Below are 19,617 nucleotides of genomic sequence, written 5' to 3' on the forward strand. Positions count from 1 at the left end.
CCGGCGGGCTATTCAATGATTTCCAATTCCACCACCCGTCCCTGATCGAACCAGGTCTCCAACCCGGTGACACGCAAGGGCAATTCCCCTTCAATCACCTCGCCGATATAGGAAATCGGCAGGGGTTCTTCAGCGGTATCATCGCCATATACCACGCAGAATTGCTGGCGGGGGCTGTAAAAACACACCGAACCGGTGCATTTGCCGTATTTTTCCCGACGCATTTTACCCACCTCTTCGGTTCGGTATTTGTTTTCCCAGGGCGCGACGATGGGCATTGTGAAAAACACCATGTCGCCGATGAGCTTACCGTGTTGCAGCACGCTTTTCAGCGGCAGTTTATTGCGCAGTTCCCGAGCCAGATTCGGGACTTTGTCTTCCCAGACTTCGATAACGCAAATGGGTTCATCGGCGACGTTCATTCTTAGTTTCATGCGGATTCCTATGGATTCTCTGAATAAGGACTAGCCACTCAGGCGGACTTGACCCGGCGAAAACCGTCGCCGAGACCCCAGGGCAGGACGAAATCCACCCACATATGCAGACGGTTGGCGTAAGACAAGGCCGCGTGGGACAGTCGGCAGAGTTCATCCAGGGTGGCGCATTGGCAGGCGGTTTCCACGTACAGATGAATCATGCCGGCGGCGTGGGGCAGACTGACGAAATCAAAAAAATCCGCTTTATAACCAATGATTTCCTTGATGATCGCTTGCAGGGTCGCCAGATCGGCGTCGGTGTCCTCCGCCACGCGGATAAGCCCCCACAGCATCTCGTCGGCCATGGTGCGTGCTTCCCCTTCGGCAAAGATGAGCGTGCTCAGATATTGTCCCCGCGAGCCGGTACCGCGAGGGATAACGCCTCTGCCTAAATCCCGTACCTCGTCGGGCTGCTCGAACCAAATTTTCTCGCGTTCCTGCTCGAAACGCGCAATCACTTCATCTACCGTCATCCGGTGTTCTCCTTGGCTAATGATATTGCTGTTAATTAATTAACTAATTAAAAAGCAAAGAATGTGCCAATGCGATGAAGGTAAAATGATCCGTGAAATCAGATTATTAAAGAGATGTGCTGACAGGCTGTTTGCGCGTGCCGTTCCACTGCCTGAAAACAGTGCAGGCATTGCACCAGGGGAAAAAGGCGGCGACAAGGGGAAGAACGCGACAAAAACTCTCCTATGGTCAAAAGGCCCGTTAAAGGCGGCGGCAATGGACTTGTCGCAAAAACGCGCCCAGAAACGGCAAAGGGGACTTCACCGTTTCATGGCGTTGGTTTACCGCGCGCGAGCGGCGCAGAGGGCGTGCTTATTCACCGCGCGCGTAGGCGGCGGCCTGCGCCACCAGGTTGTGATCGGGGCGGATGCCGGTGTAAAGCGCAAATTGTTCCAGCGCCTGAATGGCGATAACTTCCGCGCCGGTGACCACTGTTTTTCGCCGCGCGCGGGCATGGACGATCAGGGGCGTTTCCACTGGTTGCGCCACCACGTCGAACACCGCGTCGGCCTGTTCAATCTGCTGTTCGGTAAAAGACAGCGCGTCGACTTCCGCGCCGCCGGCCATACCGATCGGCGTGACATTGATGAGCAACGCGGCCTGCAGATCATGATCATCCCCCTGCCAGTCATACCCATACAGACTGGCCAGTCGCCGGCCGGTTTCGGCATTACGGGCGATAATCACGCCCTGCTTGAAGCCGGATTGATAAAAAGCGGCGGCCACCGCCTTGGCCATGCCGCCGCTACCGCGCAGGGCGAAGGGCATGTGCGGATCAAGCTGATGTTGGCGGATAAGCTGTTCCACCGCGATGTAATCGGTGTTGTAGGCTTTCAGATAACCGTCGGTGTTAACAATGGTATTGACTGAATCGATGGCTTTGGCCGAGTGATCCAGCTCGTCGAGAAAGGGAATGCAGGCTTCCTTGAACGGCATGGATATGGCGCATCCCCTGATGCCCAACGCGCGTATTCCGCCGATGGCGGCCGCAAGATCCCGGGTGGTGAAGGCTTTGTAGAGATAATTCAAGCCGAGCTGTTCGTAAAGAAAATTATGAAACCGGGTACCGAAGTTGCCCGGACGGCCGGCTAATGACATGCACAGCTGGGTGTCTTTATTGATCTTCATGGCGGTTACCTTAGTCATGTTATCATCCGCCGGTCAGTATACTCTAAAACCCTCGCGATTCGGCACCACTGGCATAACCGCCAAGCGGTACTACACTGCATGTAAGCATCGAATCCCATTCCGGAACATCATCATAACGATATCACTCTCTCATTATCGACCGACGCGTCCGGCAGTCCCCGGTTTTCGTCGGCAAGCGGCCCCAAGACCGCGGCGTTGGGCGAAACCCGACCGAATGGGTTTATCAGACCCGTAATTTCATCATGCGCAGAGGAGAACAAGGAATGGCCAGGGGAACGTCAAAAAAGCACGAACCGGTTTTTCCCATCGCCACCGCGACCATGGCGAGCAACATCGATAGCAAGGTTGAGGTCAAGGTGGATGGCAAGGGGGTGCGGATTGTCCACCCTAATACGGACAATGATATCGTCCAGCGGCTGGATGCCGATCGCAAAACCCGGGTCCGGGAAGGCAAACCGGTGCCGCTAGGGGCGACTTGGGACGGATTGGGCGTGAACTTCGCGTTGTTTTCCGCGCATGCCGCTAAAGTGGAACTGTGCCTGTTTGACGAGGAAGGCGTTGAATACGACCGGATAGAACTGCCTGAATATACCGATGAGGTCTGGCACGGCTATCTGCCGGACGCACGGCCGGGGCTGCTTTACGGGTATCGTGTTTACGGTCCTCATGATCCCGAGCAAGGGCACCGCTTCAATCCGGCGAAACTGTTGCTCGATCCCTACGCCAAACAAATCTGGGGCGATCTGAAATGGGACGACGCGCTGTTCAGCTATGATTTCGACGCCCCCGATAAAGATCTCAGCCTTGACAAGCGGGACAGCGCGCCGTTTATGCCCAAATGCCGGGTTATCGACCCGGCGTTTTCCTGGCCGGCCAACGGCAAGACGTTTATTCCCTGGGAACGCACGTTAATCTACGAGACCCATGTGCGCGGCTATACCATGCGCCATCCGGCGGTGCCCGAACATTTGCGCGGCACCTTTTCGGCCCTCAGCGTGCCGCAAATCGCCGAATACATCAAATCCCTTGGCGTGACCGCCATCGAACTGATGCCCATCCATGCCTTTGCCGATGATCGCCATTTGCAGGAAAAGGGTCTGCACAATTTCTGGGGCTACAACACCTTGGCCTTTTTCGCGCCGCATCCGCAATATTTGGCGACATCCACCGTCTACGAATTCAAACAGATGATAGCCACGCTGCACGCCGCCGGCATAGAGGTTATCCTGGACGTGGTGTACAACCATACCGCCGAAGGCAATGAACTCGGTCCGACACTGTCGCTCAAGGGTATCGACAATGCCAGTTACTACCGCTTGTTTCCGGAGGAAAAACGCTACTATATCAACGATACCGGCACGGGCAATACCCTCAACCTCAGTCATCCGCGGGTATTGCAAATGGTCACCGATTCGCTGCGCTACTGGGCAACGGAGATGCAGGTGGATGGTTTTCGTTTCGATTTGGCCACCATTCTCGGGCGGGAAGTCTACGGTTTCGATGAGGGCTGCGGTTTCCTGGATACCTGCCGGCAAGATCCGGTACTCAGCCAATGCAAACTCATCGCCGAGCCATGGGATTGCGGACCGGGTGGCTACCAGGTGGGCGGATTTCCACCCGGCTGGTCCGAATGGAACGACAGGTTTCGCGATTCGGTGCGCAGGTTCTGGCGCGGCGATGAAGGCCAATTGGCGGAGTTCACCACCCGGTTGTCCGGTTCGGCCGATATCTTCAACCGTCGCGGCCGCAAGCCCCATGCGTCGGTAAACTTTATTACCGCCCATGACGGTTTTACCTTGAACGATTTGGTCTCTTTCGCGGATAAGCATAACGAGGCCAATGGCGAGGATAACCGCGACGGCCATAGCGATAATCATTCCGCCAATTACGGCGAAGAGGGTCCCAGCAAGGATCCGGCCGTCAATGCGTTAAGACTGCGCCAGATGCGCAATATGCTGGCCACGCTGTTGTTTTCCCAGGGCACGCCGATGCTGCTGGCCGGTGATGAGTTCGGCCGAACCCAGGGGGGCAACAATAATGGCTATTGCCAGGATAACGAGATTTCCTGGGTGGATTGGCGCATCGGCGAGAAAGGCGAATCGCTGATTTTATTCACCTACCGGTTAATCACCCTGCGCAACCGGTTTCCCATCCTGCACCGTGGCCGTTTCCTGAGCGGCCAGCTTAACGAAAAGCTCAATATCAAAGATGTCACCTGGTTTCAGCCCACTGGCCGGGAAATGACCGAGGAGACATGGAACGACGCCGGATTGAAAAGCATCGGCATGTTGTTGGACGGCCGTTCTCAACCCACCGGGCTGTTGCGGGTCGGTTCGCTGAGTACGGTATTGCTGCTGTTTAGCGCCTCCCATGAGGATGTGGTGTTCACCTTGCCGGAGGTCCCCCATGGTTATGGCTGGCGGCATGTGTTTGACACTTACCAGCCGGACGATATCAACGAACACAGTTTCGCCTTCGGCGATGCGTTCACCTGTCCTTCCCGCACGGTGGCGCTGTTCGAGCTGGAAAACACCAAGCTTATCCGCGCGGGGGGATGACCGGCCGAGGCGCGGCGTTCTCAGGGAAAATCCTCCCCCGGTTCAGCGCTGCGCCAGATAATCCTCCTGGAAGATGCACATGCGGATGGTGTTGCGGTATTTACCGTTGACAAAAAACTCTTTGATAAGAACGCCTTCCATTTTGAAACCCAGTTTACTGTAAATATGGATGGCTTTTTCGTTCTCCTGATCGACTATCAGGTAAAGTTTGTTGAGATTGAGCACCATAAAGCCATAATCCATCGCCAGCCTGGCGGCGATACTGGCATAGCCGTGTCCTTGATGGGCTGGGTCGATAAGTATCTGGAACTCGGCGCGGCGGTGGATGTGGTTGATTTCCACTAATTCCACCAGGCCGATACCGACGCCGTTCATATCGATGATAAACCGCCGTTCGCTCTGGTCATGGATATGCTTCTCGTACAGATCATAGAGCTCGACGAAAGCCTCGTAAGGCTCTTCAAACCAGTAGCGCATCACGGTTTCGTTGTTGTCCAACTGATGGACGAAGCGCAGGTCCTCGCGCTCCAGCGGGCGTAATCGAATATTGTAGCTATCGGCTATTTTATTTTCGACATACATGGTTCAAACCCTAATAGACTTGTCAAGCTTCTCGTCGCCTTTTTGTTGGCTGCGTTCGCTTGCCGCCGCGATGCGACTCGACGTATTTAAAGTATATACACAGAGTCAATGGGCGGATGATTTAGATATAAGGTTAATAATTAATACGCCGGCGATAATAAGCGCCATTCCCAGTATAGCGTAAAAATCCAATCGCTGATCAAAAAACAGATAGCCCGCAATCGCGACGAAGACGATGCCCAGCCCCGCCCAGGAAGCATAGGCGATGCCCACCGGCATGGACTTCAGCACCAGTGACAGTAATAAAAAGGAAATGAGATAGCCGACGATAACCATGACGGAAGGATAAAGCCGGGTAAAGCCCGCCGAGGCCTTTAGCGACGTGGTGGCGATGACTTCGGAAATAATGGCGATAAGCAGAAATACATAGGTCATAAACAGTAATCTATCTTTCTTTAGGGGCGGATAATACTAGCATGGATTGTCGGTATGGGAAATTGGAAAAAATTGAAGGCCATTTCAATATTATCGGTAGTGATTAATTCCAATAATGATTTCGCTATAAGCCGATATTAAAAGCGCCGATTCGATTATTTTCGGAAAATAACCACGTTGCTCTGAATTCAGCGGGCCGCCGGCCAAGACGTGATTTGGAATTATCGGGAAAGCATTTGCCCGCCACCCAGTGTCCCTGGTGGATATCAGGTTCCCATTCCGGCGACGTGGCGGCGCGATCCGATCGCGCCATGTTGTGATATCGGTTTCCCCGCGGTCCGGCCCCGGACAATCATTAACCTTATGGCAATTGTAACAAGTTTAAAAAATACCGGCCGGTTCACGGAATGACAATAAATGCCACGGCGCCCTCATTTTCCCTGGATCCATGCCGATAAAACCCTACACCTTGTAGACTGGTCATCGGTTATGAAAAAGAAAAAATTCGTGCATTTGCCTTTTATGGTACAGATGCTTAGCGGCTTCGCTATCATCACATTTCTCATGTTTTGCGTGGGCGGCGTCGCCATGTTTCATCTGAGCGGCACCCATGCCCATATCGAGTCTTATCGTAACAATTGGCTACCGGGCGTGCGCTATACCCTCGAAATGCGCGGCGATCTGTCGGAGCTGCGCTTGCAGCAATTGCAGTTTATCGGTTCCGTGACCGACAAAGCGCGTGACGGGCACCGGGTCGAACTGATGCAGGCGGTGGCCAATTTCCGCCGCGCCGAGGACAATTACGTCGCGCTACATAGCCCCTTGAGCGATACGCCGCTGTTTAAGCAGATCATGGCCAACTTTGATCTGTTCAGTCAGGCTAACGACGACCTGGTCAAGGCAATGAGCGATAATGACGTGACGACGGCGCTGGAAGTCAGCGCCGGCGCCGCGGCCAAATACCGCACCCAACTGATGCTTGATTTGGCCACCATGGTGGATAGGGAGATAAGCGGCAGCAATCAGGCGGCCGACCAGGCCGCCAAAGGCTATTTTATCGCCAAAACCTCGATGGTGGGGCTGGTGGTGTTCGCGCTGCTGCTTTCCGTCCTGCTGGCAACGCTGATTTCCCGTAACTTGTGGCGTCAGTTGGGCGGTGAGCCGTCTTATGCCGCCGATATCATGCGCAAAATCGCCGCGGGCGATCTGACCACCGAGATCCGGGTCAAAGATAAGGACAGTACCAGTCTGCTGGCCGTGCTCGGCGCGATGAGCCGGCAGTTGCGCGATACCATTGATATCATCATCCGCGGCAGCGAATCTATCTCGACGGCTTCGGGGCAGATAGCCCAGGGCAATGTCGACTTATCGCAGCGTACCGAGGAGCAGGCGTCCTCGCTTATTGAGACGTCGGCCAATATGCAGGAACTGACGCAAACCGTCCATCAGAACGCCGATAACGCCAAAACGGCCAGCGAGCAGGCTGCCGTCACATCCCGGACCGCCACCCAGGGCGGAAAGATCGTCGCGGAAATGCTGGTGCAGATGCGCGACATTTCGCAAAGCTCTAAACAAATCGTCAATATTATCGCGGTTATCGAAGGCATCGCGTTCCAGACCAATCTGCTGGCCTTAAACGCGGCGGTGGAGGCGGCGCGGGCCGGTACCCAAGGCAAGGGTTTCGCCGTGGTGGCCAGCGAAGTCAGAACGCTGGCGCAAAAGAGCGCGGACGCGGCCAAAGAGATCAAGGCGCTGATAGAAGGCACGGTGGTGAAGATCAATGCCGGTTTTGAACGTGCCGACCATGCCAGTAAGGCCATAACCGAAGTGGTGGACTCGGTGGGTAAGACGGGCGCCATTATTAAGGAGATTGCCGATGCCAGCGGCGAGCAGCATCTGGGGATTCAGGAAATAGGCCAGGCGGTGGCCCAGATGGACACGGCCACCCAACAAAACGCCGCGCTGGTGGAAGAAGCCGCCGCGGCGGCGCGCGCGCTCACCGAGCAAGGTGAGGAACTGCGGCGGGCGGTGAGCTTTTTCCAAACACGCTAGGCGGTTACGGCGCCGCCGCCTACCGGCAGGGCCGGCCATGACCGGCGGGGAGGTCTTCGGTCCTCGGCGGCTGGCATGTGTCCGGCGGCAGGGCGGCGTCCCTGTATGCCACCTTGCCGGTAACGGATGTCGCGTCGTCGGTCGAACCGCGGCCGAGAGGGCGCCGGCGGCGCTCGGTGAGGGATTTGCCCGCCATGACGATGATTACCGCCAGGATGATGATGCCCAACGCCAGCCACTCCCGTGGCGCGAGGCGCTCGCCGGCAAAGGCCATGCCGAGCAATACCGCCACGACCGGATTGACGTAGGCATAGCTGGTGGCCAGCGCCGGGCGGGCGTGTTTCAGTAAAAACATATAGGCATTAATGGCGATCATCGACCCGAACAAAACCAGATATCCCAACGACAGGATACCGGCCAGATCCGGCGCCCGCGTCAAACGCTCGCCGCTCAGGCGACTGGTTATCAGCAACACGCCCCCCGCGACCAGCATTTCCATCGCGCCGGCCATCGGTCCTTTCGGTAAAACGAGACGGGAACCCCAGATCGAGCCGAATGCCCAACTGGCGGAGGCGATGATCAGCAATACCGCGCCAAAGGGATGACCGGTCAAATTCCCGCCGGTATTCAGCAGGACGATGCCGGCCAGCCCGACAGCGATACCCAGCCATTCCAGCACGGTGGCGCGCATGCCGAACAAACAGCCGAAACTGACCGCGAATAGCGGCACCGCGGCCACGATCACCGCGGCGATGCCGGAAGGGACCTGCTGTTGCTCCGCCAGGGTCACCAGTCCGTTGCCTACGGATAACAACAAAATGCCAATGATACCGGCGTTCAGGATTTGCCGCGGCGCCGGCAGGGATTCGCCTTTAAGCAGCAGGAACGTCAGCAACAGTATCCCGGCCGTCAGGAATCTGACGCCGGCCATCATTAGCGGCGGCCAGGTTTCCACCCCGACGCGGATAAAAAAATAAGTGGAACCCCAGATGACATACAGCGTAAATAGCGCCAGGACGAGTTTGATTCGATGCGGGTTTTGAGTCGGCATAGTGATAAGTTCATCTTATGATGACGAACTTATAAATTACGCCCTTTTTGCTGGGGGAATAGCGGCATTTAGGGCGCTGTGCCATTATAACGCAGGTAAATTGCCCTATCGGCTTTAGGATCAACGGGGGGACGCGGCATGGATAAATTCGATGAGATGATATTGCACGCTCTGGTGGAAAATGGCCGGCTTACCTATGCCGAATTGGCCAGACGGGTCAATCTGTCGCCGCCGGCGGTCGCCGAACGGGTGGCCAAACTTGAAGCGAAAAAAGTGATTACCGGTTACCATGCCCAGGTGAATCTGGCGAAATTAGGGTTGGGTATTTCTTTTCTCCTGGAATTACGTATCAACCATCAGCACTGGCAGAGCACCTTGCAGGCGATAAGCCGGATGCCGCAGATTTTGCAGTGCTACCGGGTCACCGGCGAAGCCTGCGTGGTGGTGAAGGGGGCCGTGACGAATATGGCGGAACTGGAAGCCTTCATTGAACAGGTCAGCCGCTACGGCGCCACCAAAACGTCGGTGATTCTTTCGGCGCCGGTCGACCGCGCCGCGCCGCTGCCGGCGCGCCGGATGTCGTCGGTGGGCGAAACCGGCCTGCCCTAACCTGTTGCGCGGCAACAACGCCAAAGGCCGTCATTATGGACGCTGATTGGCCAAAATCCGAGAAAAGTGTGATGTGTATCACAAAATATTGACAGGCTGAAATAGACTCATTAGAATCTATTTATGTGATGAAGATCACAAAAACTTTAAGGAGCCTGCCATGAAAATCATCAACTTCATTAAATCGTTGCTGGAAAAACAAGCCGAAATCCATACCCTGGCGGCTAAATTGACCCTGTCTTAATCTTGCTTATCGCCGCCGGTCATCGCGCTTCGTGCCATGACCGGGTGGTGAACGTCGCCGCAAAAGCCGGATCGCCAACTGAGCCCACTGCCGTTTAACGGGCCATCCGGCGTTTTTCCTCTCGTCACGCCGCGCCGTCGTAGTAAGGGCGTTGTCTTATCAGTCAGTGCTGATGTTCTTGTCCGATACCGGGAAACTCCCGCAGATCGCCACATCCCCGAATTGCCCCATAATGCAAACCATGCAGAAAATCGCTATAAAATCGCTTTTCCGCCGGCGTCATGGCGGAGTGCAGGGGCAGCGACACCGGACTGAGGTACCAGTCGGGATGCTCAAAGATGTACATCTCTTCCTCGCGGCGGATCTGGCATGCGCCGAGCAGTTCCGCCAATTCCCGGTTTTTCTGCCTGGCCAGGAACAACTGGCATTTTTCCCGCGCCGTGGCCGGCCAGTCTTGCCCCGAATCCGTCAACTGCGGAAGGGGCGCCTCCCGTGGCCCCTTGTTGAGTAGGGCATACACTTCCAACGCCCGTTTCAGCCGGCCCGGCTCGCTGACACTGACACACTGGGCCAGATTGCGCAGGGAAAGGCTTCCCAGCGAAAGCGATGCCTGTACCGGCCTGACCGCCAGCAGGCGCAACAGCATTTCATCATCGCCCTGGTGCGCGATACGGCCGGTAAGCGTGTCCAGATTCGGCAGACTGCCGGTGATACCTTGTCCTAACACGAAGAGTGCTCCTTTCTTGTTTTGAATAAGGGGCACACCATGCCAGTGTTGCGCGGATGAGAGAAGAGCGGCGGAACATTGGTTGAATGTTGATTGAGTCAAGCCGGCGTGCCGGCATCCAATTCGATAATGTCATAGCGTCCACTGAGTATCGGACCGTTAAGAATATGGTAGCCGTCGCGATCAAAACTTTTCGCGACTTTGCTCAGGGAGGCGGCTTCGGCGAGATGGCTGACCGATCCGAGATAATACCAATTGTTCACCACATGAATCTGGCGAAGTTGCGGGCTTTGCTCCACCAGGCCAATGGCGCCGCCGTAGGGCCAACTGACGATGCGCATTTGTTGGAGCGCATCCGTCAGGCGCAGCCAGTGATCCTGTGGGCTTTGCTTGCCGCAGCAGGCGCCGGCGCAGCGTCCGAGGTGAAACCGGAAGCACGACCGTCCGCGGGTCAGCTTTTCCAGGCCAAGCAGCCCATAGCACAGGGACTCTTCGTCGGCGATATCCATCAGGGCGTGCTGTGCCGCGCGGCGGCTGGGAAACAGTCCGTAAAGATCAGGCGAGCGGGCGAAATCGATTTCCGTTGAGAAAAGTATGTTCGGCAACCCGCCGGACAACTGAATGGAGCAAAGCTGCCGGCTGCGCCGTAATCGCTTATTGTGCAGCGGCTGCAGCTGTTTGATCATCCGCGCCTCCAGCAACAGCGCGCCGATTTCCCCGGCAGTGGGGTACCAGGTGATGCGGCGGGCCTGACGCAACATGCGCGCCTCGTCGACGGTACGTAAATGGGACATGACCCGACTGCGGATATTGACGCTCTTTCCGATATACAGCGGCATGACGTCATTATCGCTGTGGAACACATAGACCCCTGGACCGGTCGGCAACGCGTCGATGAATGGACGAAGCTGTTCCGGATAGTGGTAGGCTTCGGCGGGATCGCCTTCCCGCCGGGCCGAGGAAAAACGGATAGACAATTGGCCGGTCTCTTAACCCTGTTATTTTGTACAGCATATCAGGTTCTTTTTAACATAACAGCGTAAAATCACGCCGATAGGTTAAAAAAAGACCTTTTGTGCCGTCAGGAAGGTCACTGTACGGTCAAGGCGCGCTTTCCAGCGGTATCAGATTAATGCTTCCATGGCGGACGCCGGTCTGGGCGATCACGGACTGGGCGAACGTCTCCAACAGCCGGAGCGGACCGCGCAGGATGACGGTTTCCACGCATTCCGCGTGACTTAAGTGGGCATGCATCGTGGAAACGGTGAGTTCATGATGATCATGCTGTAACTCAGTCAACCGGCTGGACAATTGCCGTTCATGATGATCGTAGACATAGCTGAGGACGGCGATAAACGGGGTGTCCGGTTCAGCGGCGGCGGCCTGGCGGCCCAACTCGCGGCGCAGCATATCGCGGAAGGCCTCGGAGCGGCTGGCATAGCCGTTTTGTCGCATCAGTTGGTCGAAGGCGGCCGCCAGCGGATCATCCAGGGAAAAAGTCAGACGTTGCATGGGGAATCCTGTAAAACGAAACGAATAGCGCCAGTGTGGAACAATTCTGCGGAAAATCCCAGCCGTCATTCAAATGGCGACCAAGGCCCGCACGCCATCGGTTTCCATATCGGCGCCCCGGCCGCGCTGTACGATTTGGCCGCGGGACATCACCAGATAATTATCCGCCAAATCCGCCGCGAAATCGTAAAACTGCTCCACCAGCAAAATGGCCATATCCCCTCTGGCCGCCAGGGTTTTGATCACCTGGCCGATTTCTTTGATGACCGAAGGCTGAATCCCTTCGGTGGGCTCGTCCAGGATCAGCAATTGCGGCTGACAGGCGAGGGCGCGGGCGATGGCCAATTGCTGCTGCTGCCCGCCGGACAGATCGCCGCCGCGACGCTGGCGCATTTGCGCCAGAATGGGGAAAAGCTCGTAAACCATGGCCGGCAATTGCCTGGCCTTGGCGCCGGAAAAGCGCGATCGCCCCAGTAAAATATTTTCTTCCACCGTCATACGCGGAAAAATCTCCCGTCCCTGGGGAACATAGGCGATACCGGCCTGTACCCGCTGATGGGGCCTGCGCGAATTAAGCAATTGATTTTGCCAACGGATACGGCCGGTTTTCACCGGCAGCAATCCCATCAGACACTTTAATAGCGTGGTTTTACCCACGCCGTTGCGTCCCAGCAGGCAGGTGACCTGACCGATGGGCGCCTCGAATGTCAGACCGCGTAGAATATGACTGCCGCCGTAGTACTGATTGAGATCTTCTACCTGCAACATGGGACCTCCATCGCTAACGCCCCAGATAAACATCAATGACCTGTTCGTTGGCCTGGACTTCCCGCAGCGAACCTTCCGCCAACACTTGCCCCTGGTGCAAGACCGTGACGTAATCGGCGATGGTTTCCACAAACGCCATGTCGTGTTCAACGACCATAAGCGAGTGCTTACCCGCCAGAGAACGGAATAATTCCGCGGTGTAGGCCGTTTCGGCATCGGTCATGCCGGCCGCCGGTTCGTCCAATAACAGCAGGTGGGGGTCTTGCACCAGCAGCATGCCGATTTCCAGAAACTGTTTTTGGCCATGGGACAATAGCCCGGCCAGTCGGCGGCGCTCGGCGTTAAGCCTGAGGGTGTCAAGCGTGTCGTCGATGCGATCCCGTTGTTCGCCGTCAAGTTTAACACGCAGGCTCGACCAAACCGACTTGGTGGTTTTCAAGGCCAGTTCCAGGTTCTCGAACACGGTTAGCGCTTCGAAAACCGTCGGTTTCTGGAACTTCCGGCCGATGCCGGCCCGGGCGATTTGGGTGGGCGTCAGCCGGGTGAGATCCGTCTGCTGGTCGAATATGGCCCGGCCGCTTTGCGGACGGGTTTTACCGGTGATGACGTCCATCAGGGTGGTTTTACCGGCGCCGTTGGGGCCGATGACGCAGCGCAGCTCGCCGACGCCGATGTGTAGCGACAAATCGGTCAGCGCGCGGAAGCCGTCAAAGCTGACGTTGATCTTCTCCAGCGACAATACCGGGTCGCGTTGGCGCCGGCGGCTATCGGCCGGGTAGGTTTGCGTCAGCAAGCCCGCCGGTTTGGCGGCATCGGCCATCAGCGCCTCCTTTTACGCAACAGGCCCACCACGCCCTGCGGCAATAGCAGTGTGACCAGGATAAACATCAACCCGAGGAACAGTTGCCAGTACTCCGGCATGGCCACGGTAAACCAGCTTTTCGCGCCGTTGACAATCCCGGCGCCCAACAGCGGGCCTATCAAGGTGCCGCGGCCGCCCAGCGCCACCCAAATGGCCGCTTCAATGGAATTGGTGGGGGACATTTCGCTGGGATTGATAATACCCACCTGGGGGACGTAGAGCGCGCCGGCCAGACCGCACAGGACAGCCGACAGGGTCCAGACGAACAGCTTGAAGCCTTGCGGATCGTAGCCGCAGAACACGAGGCGGTTTTCCGCGTCGCGAATGGCGGTAAGGATCCTGCCGAACTTGCTGCGCGCCAGGGCGAAACCCAACGCCAGACTGGCGGCCAGCAACAACACCGTAAGCAGGAACAGGCCGACCCGGGTGCGGATATCGGTTACGGAGAAACCCAACAGCGTGGAAAAGCCGGTAAAACCGTTATTGCCGCCGAAGCCGGTTTCATTACGGAAAAACAATAGCATGGCGGCATAGGTCAGGGCCTGGGTCATAATGGAAAAATAGACGCCGCGAATTTTCGAGCGAAAGGAAAAATAGCCGAAAACCAGCGCCAACAGGCCCGGCGCCAGGATAATCAGGCAAAGCGCCCAGGCGAAGTGGTCGGTGCCGGCCCAGAACCAGGGGTAGTGATTCCAGGATAAAAACGACATAAACGGCGGTACGCCATCGCCGGCCGCCTGGCGCATTAAATACATTCCCATGGCGTAGCCGCCCAGGGCGAAAAAGAGCCCATGCCCCAGGGACAGTAAGCCGGCATAGCCCCACACCAGATCCAGCGCGATGGCCACCACGGCGTAGCAGAGAATTTTGCCGGTCAGCGTCAGGGTATAGGCGGTAATGGCCAGGGGATGCTCGGCCGGTAGCAGGGCCAGCAGCGGGAACGCCAGCAGCCCGGCGAAAAGCAACAGGATCGCCATAAAGGCCAAACGCGGGGCTTTTTGCAGGCCGGAAAGGGTTAAGGGTTGGCTCATTAGTCGATCACTCTGCCTTTAACGGCGAACAGCCCTTGCGGGCGTTTCTGGATAAACAGCACGATCAGCGCCAGGATGAGGATCTTGCCCAGCACGGCGCCTATTTCCGGTTCGAGTATTTTATTGACGATCCCAAGCCCGAACGCGGCCGCCACCGTGCCGGCCAACTGGCCGACGCCGCCCAATACCACCACCAGGAACGAATCAATGATATATCCCTGGCCCAATTCCGGGCCGACATTGCCAAGCTGGGACAATGCCACGCCGCCCAGGCCGGCGATACCGGATCCCAGGCCGAAGGCCAGCATGTCCACCCGGCCGGTGGGCACGCCGCAACAAGCGGCCATGGCCCGGTTTTGCGTCACCGCGCGGATATTCATCCCCAGCCGGGTTTTATTCAACAGCAGCCAGCACAGGGCCAGGATAGCCAGCACGAACCCGAGCACCACGATCCGATTCCACGGCAGCACCAGGTTCGGCAGTAATTGTATGCCGCCGGAAAGCCAGTCCGGATTGGCCACCTCGACATTCTGGGCGCCGAATAGCATACGCACGCCCTGGATCAGCGCCAGACTGATGCCCCAAGTGGCCAGTAACGTTTCCAGCGGGCGGCCGTAAAGATGCCGAATAACGGTACGCTCCAGGAGCATACCCACCGCGGCCGAGACGCAAAAGGCCACCGGCAGCGCCGCCAGCGGGTAAAACGCCAGCCATTGCGGCGCGACCCGCTCCAACAGCGTTTGCACCAGATAGGTGGAGTAGGCGCCGAGCATCAACATTTCGCCATGGGCCATATTAATGACGCCGAGCAGGCCGTAGGTGATGGCCAGCCCCAGCGCCGCCAGCAAGAGGATCGAACCAAGGGACAGGCCGCTGAAGGCCTGCCCGAGCAGATCGCCTATCATCAGCCGATGGCGGATTTGCCGCAGGCTCTCAGCCGCGGCGGCGCGAACCCGGCTATCGGTTTCCACTTTATTGTCGGTAAGCCGCTGTAAGCGGGCCTGGGTATCCGGATCGCCGGAACCACCGAGGATACGCACCGCCTGTAGCCGCACGGACGGGTCGGGATCGGTTAATTGCAGATTGGCCAGCGCCGATTGCAGGGCGCTGTGTACCGCCGGGTCCTGTTCCTGCGCCAGGCGCGCGGTCAGCAGGGGCAATTGATCGGGTTGCGCCTCCCGTTGCAGGGTAACGGCGGCCCGCAACCGAACGCGGGGATCATTGCTGACCAACTGATGGGCCGACAGCGCCGTGGCGATAAGATTGCGTAGGCGGTTGTTCATCCACAGCTTCTTGACGTCGCCTTGCGGTTTGGCGTCGCCCTCCAGAGGGCTTAGCGTGCCCGCATGCTGGACGAACGGTCGGCCCGCCTGGTCGACCACCACCGCTTCCCGGCGCAGCGCCTGTAGCAAGGGCAGGCGCGCGGCGTCCGGCGCGGCGGACCAGCTTTGCAGCATTTTGGCCTGGTCGCCGTGGCTGGCGGCAACGAAATCGGCGGCGGGGCCGGCCAATACCCACAGTGGCAGGCACAACCCCAGCCCCAGACATAACCAGCGCAACACAAATTGACATCCATTCATGGTGAGTCCCCGTTCTTGCCGCAAAACGCGCGAACACGCCGGGCCGGCGCCCGGCATCCGATAGATGACCGCATCCGGCCATTACATAGCGGTCTTGACCGGATGATCCGGTTTTTTGTCGTTGCCGGGTATGTACGGACTCCAGGGCTGGGCGCGAATAGGCTTGTCCGTTTGCCAGACCACGTTGAACTGGCCGTCGGACTCGATTTCGCCGATCATGACCGGCTTATGTAGATGATGGTTGGTCTTATCCATGGTCAGGGTAAAACCGGATGGCGCGGCGAACGTTTGTCCGGCCATCGCCGCCCGGACCTTGTCGACATCAGTGGATTTGGCTTTCTCTACCGCTTGCGCCCACATATGGATGCCCACATAAGTCGCCTCCATCGGATCGTTGGTTACCACGGTATCGGCGTTGGGCAGATTGTGAGCCTTGGCATAGGCTTTGTAGTCGGCGACGAATTTCTTGTTGGTCGGGTTGTCCACCGACTCGAAATAATTCCAGGCCGCCAGGTTGCCCACCAACGGTTTGGTATCAATGCCGCGCAGTTCTTCCTCGCCAACTGAGAAGGCGATAACCGGCACATCGGTGGCTTTAATGCCCTGGTTGGCCAGTTCTTTGTAGAACGGCACATTGGAATCGCCGTTGATGGTGGAAATTACCGCGGTTTTGCCGCCGGCGGCGAATTTTTTGATATTGGCGACGATGGTTTGATAATCGCTATAGCCGAACGGCGTGTAAACCTCTTCGATATCTTTATCCTGTACCCCCTTGCTGTGCAGGAAGGCCCGTAAAATTTTGTTGGTGGTACGGGGATAGACGTAGTCGGTACCCAGCAGGAAGAAGCGTTTCGCGCCGCCGCCGTCTTCGCTCATCATGTACTCCACCGCGGGGATGGCTTGCTGATTGGGGGCCGCGCCGGTATAAAATACATTCGGCGACATTTCCTCGCCTTCATATTGCACCGGATAGAACAACAGGCCGTTCAGTTCTTCAAAGACCGGCAAGACCGATTTACGCGACACCGATGTCCAGCAGCCGAACACCACCGCCACTTTATCCTGAGTCAGTAACTGACGGGCTTTTTCGGCGAACAGCGGCCAGTTCGAGGCAGGGTCGACCACCACCGGTTCGATTTTTTTACCCAGGACGCCGCCCTTGGCATTGATTTCATCAATGGTCATTAAGGCGACGTCCTTAAGCGGCGTTTCGGATATCGCCATGGTGCCGGACAGGGAATGCATGATGCCGACCTTGATGGTGTCGGCGGCCAGGGCGCCCCAACTGATGCCCATGCTGATAACGGTGGCCGAGAGGGCAAAGGCTTTCAGCAAACTACGTCGTTGCATAGTATCACTCCTGCAGCAAAGGTAATGAGAAACGACCCCTTTATTGAACCGGGCCGACAGCATACTAAAGGCGAACTTATCCGGCGGGGCGTTGAGTAAAACGCGCCGGTTTATTGGCATCGCCGTCACGGTTGTAGGACTGAAGAGAACCAAGCAAAGGCTGTGCCAGCCGCGTATCCCGCCCAGGGTCGCCGGCCACGCGTCACAGCCAACGGTATTGCACCAGGGATGGGCGTGAATGCGGTATGTTGGGGCGGCCGCTTGATTTGGTTGATAAATCCGGCGTGGCCGCGTCTTAGCGCACCAGCGCCGCAACCCTGGCGTCACAAGAAGAACGACCCGGTTTAGGCGGGTCGCTTCGCAATCAGGCAGGATTGTCGCGGGGACCGCTTGAGGAAAGCGCCGCCGGCAGGGCGCGTTGTCGGCTCCCCTTTTCCCGGCGGGGGGCCGGCCATCCGGCTTTCAGCGTTGGCGGCGGTGCAGCAGGGCGACCGCCGCCAACATAATAACCAGGCTTATCAGCACGGCGACACTGGCCATCGCCATGCCGTCGCCCACCGAGCCCTGCTCAAACTGACGCCAGACAAACACGGAAACCGTCTCGACGCCGGCCGGCGCCAACAGGAGCGAAGCCACCAGTTCCCGGGAGGCGATGGCGAACACCATCATCATCGCCGCCAACAGCGCCGGATAAACCAAGGGTAACACGATATAACCCAGCGCCCGCCCTTCGGTGGCGCCATGCACCCGCGCCGCCGGCGCCAGATTAGCGCCAAGCTGGCGCAACGCCGCGCTGACGTAGCGCACCGGATAGGGCATCAACAGGCAACCGTAGGCAAACAGCAGGATCCAGCCGCTATTGTAAGGCGTTATCGGCCATCCCGGACGGTTCCAGGCCAGTATCAGGCCAACGGCCACCACCACGCCCGGCAGCGCCGCGGGCAACAGCGACAACATGTCAATAATGATGGCCCCGGGAACTTTCCCGCCGGTGGTCAGCCAGGCGGCCAAAAAACCCAGCGTGCCGGTAAGCAGCGCCGTGGCCAGCGCCAACCCCACGCTAACGCCCAGCGCATCAAGCGCTTCGCCCCGCTGGGAGAACAGCACGGTAAAATGGCGGGTGCCGAGGTTTTGCCAATGCAGCCCGCCGGAGACGGTATTGGTGAAGGCCGTCGTCAGCATGGCGCCGATGGGCGCCGCCACCGACAGCAAAACCATCATGCTGAAAAGACCCACGACCCACCAGCGCCACCGGCCCAGCGAACGGGCGGCGATACCGGCCGGTTTGCCGCCGGTTACCGCCACATCGCGGCCGCCGGCCGCCATCCGTTGCGCCACATAGGCCGTCAGGGCGATGGCGGCCAGTATCAGCGACAGCAAGGCGGCGGAGGTTAAATCAATGGGCCAGTCCGCCAGACGTTGTTCGATACCGACGGTCAGTACCGCTACGCCGGTTTGCGTGCCCAGCGCCGCCGGTATGCCATACTCTTCAATGGCCAGCGTGAAGGCCAGCAACACGCCCGCGGCGATGGCGGGCAGCGCCAGGGGCAGGGTGATGAGTAAAAAGGCGCGCCAGGGGCCTGCCCCATGCACTTGGGCCACTTCCGCCAGCCGTCCGCCGGCGGCGGCCATACTGCGGGATACCGCGAAGTACACGACCGGGAAAATGTTCAGCGACATGACCAGGATAATGCCGGCCTGGCTAAACAGCAGATGATCCAGCCGCCAGCCGGTCAGTTGTTCGAGATAGCCGCGCCGTTGCAGCGTCATTATCCAGGACAGACCGGCGATATAGGGCGGGATCAGAAAAGGCGCCAGCAATAGGGCGTCCCAACAGCGGGCCAGCGGCAGACGGAACAGGCCGCGCAAGGCCCCCAGCGGCACGCCGATCATCGCGCTGACGGCGGCCACGCCCAGGCCGGTGGTCAGCGTGCCTTTTAGCAATGCGGGCAATCGCGGATCATCGACCAGCGCCGGGACGGCGCTGAAGGCCCCGGTCAGCACGCCGGCGTCCAGGTGCGGGAAGACGGCCTGGAATATGACAAACAGCACCGGCAGGGCCACCAAAAGGGTTAATGCCGCCACGGTCAGTAGCGGCAGGGCGAATTTCCTCATGCT

General features: G+C 58.1%; 18 protein-coding genes. 3 read left to right on the plus strand and 15 right to left on the minus strand.

Features of this window, described 5'->3' with window-relative positions; all coding sequences use genetic code 11:
• Window positions 1–8 precede the first annotated feature (8 nt).
• From FCN80_RS14465 to FCN80_RS14475, 3 genes are all read right to left on the minus strand, one after another.
• The gene (locus tag FCN80_RS14465) at window positions 9–434 is read right to left on the minus strand and encodes a hypothetical protein (RefSeq protein ID WP_136990871.1); all 426 of its coding nucleotides are present in this window, start codon (window positions 432–434) and stop codon (window positions 9–11) included.
• Window positions 435–472: 38 nt separating this feature from the next.
• Window positions 473–949, minus strand: coding sequence for a cucumopine synthase-related protein (locus FCN80_RS14470; protein ID WP_136990872.1), 477 nt, complete (start codon window positions 947–949; stop codon window positions 473–475).
• 352 nt (window positions 950–1,301) lie between these two features.
• Window positions 1,302–2,135 (minus strand): shikimate 5-dehydrogenase, encoded by an 834-nt coding sequence (locus FCN80_RS14475; RefSeq protein WP_136990873.1) that lies wholly within the window; start codon window positions 2,133–2,135, stop codon window positions 1,302–1,304.
• A 266-nt stretch (window positions 2,136–2,401) separates the two neighbouring features.
• Here FCN80_RS14475 and glgX point away from each other — a divergent pair, with 266 nt between their 5' ends.
• Window positions 2,402–4,696, plus strand: a complete 2,295-nt coding sequence (gene glgX, locus FCN80_RS14480) for a glycogen debranching protein GlgX (protein WP_136990874.1) — start codon at window positions 2,402–2,404, stop codon at window positions 4,694–4,696.
• 42 nt (window positions 4,697–4,738) lie between these two features.
• Here the strand turns inward: glgX and speG are convergent, their stop codons facing one another.
• Both speG and FCN80_RS14490 read right to left on the minus strand, forming a co-directional pair.
• Window positions 4,739–5,278, minus strand: coding sequence for a spermidine N1-acetyltransferase (gene speG, locus FCN80_RS14485; RefSeq protein WP_136990875.1), 540 nt, complete (start codon window positions 5,276–5,278; stop codon window positions 4,739–4,741).
• 105 nt (window positions 5,279–5,383) lie between these two features.
• A complete protein-coding gene (locus tag FCN80_RS14490) occupies window positions 5,384–5,713 on the minus strand; it encodes a DMT family transporter (RefSeq protein WP_136990876.1) in 330 nt (109 codons plus the stop codon).
• Window positions 5,714–6,202: 489 nt separating this feature from the next.
• Between FCN80_RS14490 and FCN80_RS14495 the strand changes: the two genes are divergently transcribed.
• Window positions 6,203–7,765 carry a methyl-accepting chemotaxis protein gene (locus FCN80_RS14495; RefSeq protein ID WP_136990877.1) on the plus strand — a complete coding sequence of 521 codons (1,563 nt, stop codon included), beginning with the start codon at window positions 6,203–6,205 and terminating at the stop codon, window positions 7,763–7,765.
• Window positions 7,766–7,784: 19 nt separating this feature from the next.
• Here FCN80_RS14495 and yedA read toward each other — a convergent pair whose 3' ends face one another.
• Window positions 7,785–8,816, minus strand: a complete 1,032-nt coding sequence (yedA, locus tag FCN80_RS14500; RefSeq protein ID WP_136990879.1) for a drug/metabolite exporter YedA — start codon at window positions 8,814–8,816, stop codon at window positions 7,785–7,787.
• Between the two features lie 138 nt (window positions 8,817–8,954).
• On the opposite strand from yedA, the gene FCN80_RS14505 reads away from it, so the two are divergent.
• Complete coding sequence (locus FCN80_RS14505; RefSeq protein WP_136990880.1) at window positions 8,955–9,425, plus strand: Lrp/AsnC family transcriptional regulator; 471 nt, start codon at window positions 8,955–8,957, stop codon at window positions 9,423–9,425.
• A 407-nt stretch (window positions 9,426–9,832) separates the two neighbouring features.
• On the opposite strand, the gene FCN80_RS14510 is transcribed toward FCN80_RS14505, so the two are convergent.
• From FCN80_RS14510 to FCN80_RS14550, 9 genes are all read right to left on the minus strand, one after another.
• Window positions 9,833–10,396 carry a hypothetical protein gene (locus tag FCN80_RS14510; protein ID WP_136990881.1) on the minus strand — a complete coding sequence of 188 codons (564 nt, stop codon included), beginning with the start codon at window positions 10,394–10,396 and terminating at the stop codon, window positions 9,833–9,835.
• Window positions 10,397–10,494: 98 nt separating this feature from the next.
• The gene (gene cho, locus FCN80_RS14515) at window positions 10,495–11,373 is read right to left on the minus strand and encodes an excinuclease Cho (RefSeq protein WP_136990882.1); all 879 of its coding nucleotides are present in this window, start codon (window positions 11,371–11,373) and stop codon (window positions 10,495–10,497) included.
• A 124-nt stretch (window positions 11,374–11,497) separates the two neighbouring features.
• Entirely contained in the window at window positions 11,498–11,908 is a 411-nt protein-coding gene (gene nikR, locus FCN80_RS14520) for a nickel-responsive transcriptional regulator NikR (protein ID WP_136990883.1), read from the minus strand.
• Window positions 11,909–11,977: 69 nt separating this feature from the next.
• Window positions 11,978–12,676, minus strand: a complete 699-nt coding sequence (gene urtE / locus FCN80_RS14525; RefSeq protein WP_136990885.1) for an urea ABC transporter ATP-binding subunit UrtE — start codon at window positions 12,674–12,676, stop codon at window positions 11,978–11,980.
• A 13-nt stretch (window positions 12,677–12,689) separates the two neighbouring features.
• Window positions 12,690–13,496 carry an urea ABC transporter ATP-binding protein UrtD gene (urtD, locus tag FCN80_RS14530; protein WP_136990886.1) on the minus strand — a complete coding sequence of 269 codons (807 nt, stop codon included), beginning with the start codon at window positions 13,494–13,496 and terminating at the stop codon, window positions 12,690–12,692.
• Window positions 13,496–14,569, minus strand: a complete 1,074-nt coding sequence (urtC, locus tag FCN80_RS14535) for an urea ABC transporter permease subunit UrtC (protein ID WP_136990888.1) — start codon at window positions 14,567–14,569, stop codon at window positions 13,496–13,498. The genes urtD and urtC overlap by 1 nt, the downstream gene beginning before the upstream one ends.
• Window positions 14,569–16,149 carry an urea ABC transporter permease subunit UrtB gene (gene urtB, locus FCN80_RS14540; RefSeq protein WP_136990889.1) on the minus strand — a complete coding sequence of 527 codons (1,581 nt, stop codon included), beginning with the start codon at window positions 16,147–16,149 and terminating at the stop codon, window positions 14,569–14,571. Before urtB ends, urtC begins: the two co-directional genes overlap by 1 nt.
• Window positions 16,150–16,230: 81 nt before the next feature.
• The gene (gene urtA / locus FCN80_RS14545; RefSeq protein ID WP_136990890.1) at window positions 16,231–17,499 is read right to left on the minus strand and encodes an urea ABC transporter substrate-binding protein; all 1,269 of its coding nucleotides are present in this window, start codon (window positions 17,497–17,499) and stop codon (window positions 16,231–16,233) included.
• A 462-nt stretch (window positions 17,500–17,961) separates the two neighbouring features.
• Window positions 17,962–19,614, minus strand: coding sequence for an ABC transporter permease (locus tag FCN80_RS14550; RefSeq protein WP_136990892.1), 1,653 nt, complete (start codon window positions 19,612–19,614; stop codon window positions 17,962–17,964).
• Window positions 19,615–19,617: the final 3 nt, after the last annotated feature.

Origin of the sequence: Martelella alba (assembly GCF_005217455.1) — a bacterium.
Taxonomy (GTDB): Bacteria; Pseudomonadota; Gammaproteobacteria; order Enterobacterales; family Enterobacteriaceae; genus Acerihabitans.

What these genes read in the sequence shown, in the direction of transcription:
- FCN80_RS14465 (WP_136990871.1), bottom strand. Translation starts at nt 434, where the DNA reads ATGAAACTAAGAATGAACGTCGCCGATGAACCCATTTGCGTTATCGAA.
- FCN80_RS14470 (WP_136990872.1), bottom strand. Translation starts at nt 949, where the DNA reads ATGACGGTAGATGAAGTGATTGCGCGTTTCGAGCAGGAACGCGAGAAA.
- FCN80_RS14475 (WP_136990873.1), bottom strand. Translation starts at nt 2,135, where the DNA reads ATGACTAAGGTAACCGCCATGAAGATCAATAAAGACACCCAGCTGTGC.
- glgX (WP_136990874.1), top strand. Translation starts at nt 2,402, where the DNA reads ATGGCCAGGGGAACGTCAAAAAAGCACGAACCGGTTTTTCCCATCGCC.
- speG (WP_136990875.1), bottom strand. Translation starts at nt 5,278, where the DNA reads ATGTATGTCGAAAATAAAATAGCCGATAGCTACAATATTCGATTACGC.
- FCN80_RS14490 (WP_136990876.1), bottom strand. Translation starts at nt 5,713, where the DNA reads ATGACCTATGTATTTCTGCTTATCGCCATTATTTCCGAAGTCATCGCC.
- FCN80_RS14495 (WP_136990877.1), top strand. Translation starts at nt 6,203, where the DNA reads ATGAAAAAGAAAAAATTCGTGCATTTGCCTTTTATGGTACAGATGCTT.
- yedA (WP_136990879.1), bottom strand. Translation starts at nt 8,816, where the DNA reads ATGCCGACTCAAAACCCGCATCGAATCAAACTCGTCCTGGCGCTATTT.
- FCN80_RS14505 (WP_136990880.1), top strand. Translation starts at nt 8,955, where the DNA reads ATGGATAAATTCGATGAGATGATATTGCACGCTCTGGTGGAAAATGGC.
- nikR (WP_136990883.1), bottom strand. Translation starts at nt 11,908, where the DNA reads ATGCAACGTCTGACTTTTTCCCTGGATGATCCGCTGGCGGCCGCCTTC.
- urtE (WP_136990885.1), bottom strand. Translation starts at nt 12,676, where the DNA reads ATGTTGCAGGTAGAAGATCTCAATCAGTACTACGGCGGCAGTCATATT.
- urtD (WP_136990886.1), bottom strand. Translation starts at nt 13,496, where the DNA reads ATGGCCGATGCCGCCAAACCGGCGGGCTTGCTGACGCAAACCTACCCG.
- urtC (WP_136990888.1), bottom strand. Translation starts at nt 14,569, where the DNA reads ATGAGCCAACCCTTAACCCTTTCCGGCCTGCAAAAAGCCCCGCGTTTG.
- urtB (WP_136990889.1), bottom strand. Translation starts at nt 16,149, where the DNA reads ATGAATGGATGTCAATTTGTGTTGCGCTGGTTATGTCTGGGGCTGGGG.
- urtA (WP_136990890.1), bottom strand. Translation starts at nt 17,499, where the DNA reads ATGCAACGACGTAGTTTGCTGAAAGCCTTTGCCCTCTCGGCCACCGTT.
- FCN80_RS14550 (WP_136990892.1), bottom strand. Translation starts at nt 19,614, where the DNA reads ATGAGGAAATTCGCCCTGCCGCTACTGACCGTGGCGGCATTAACCCTT.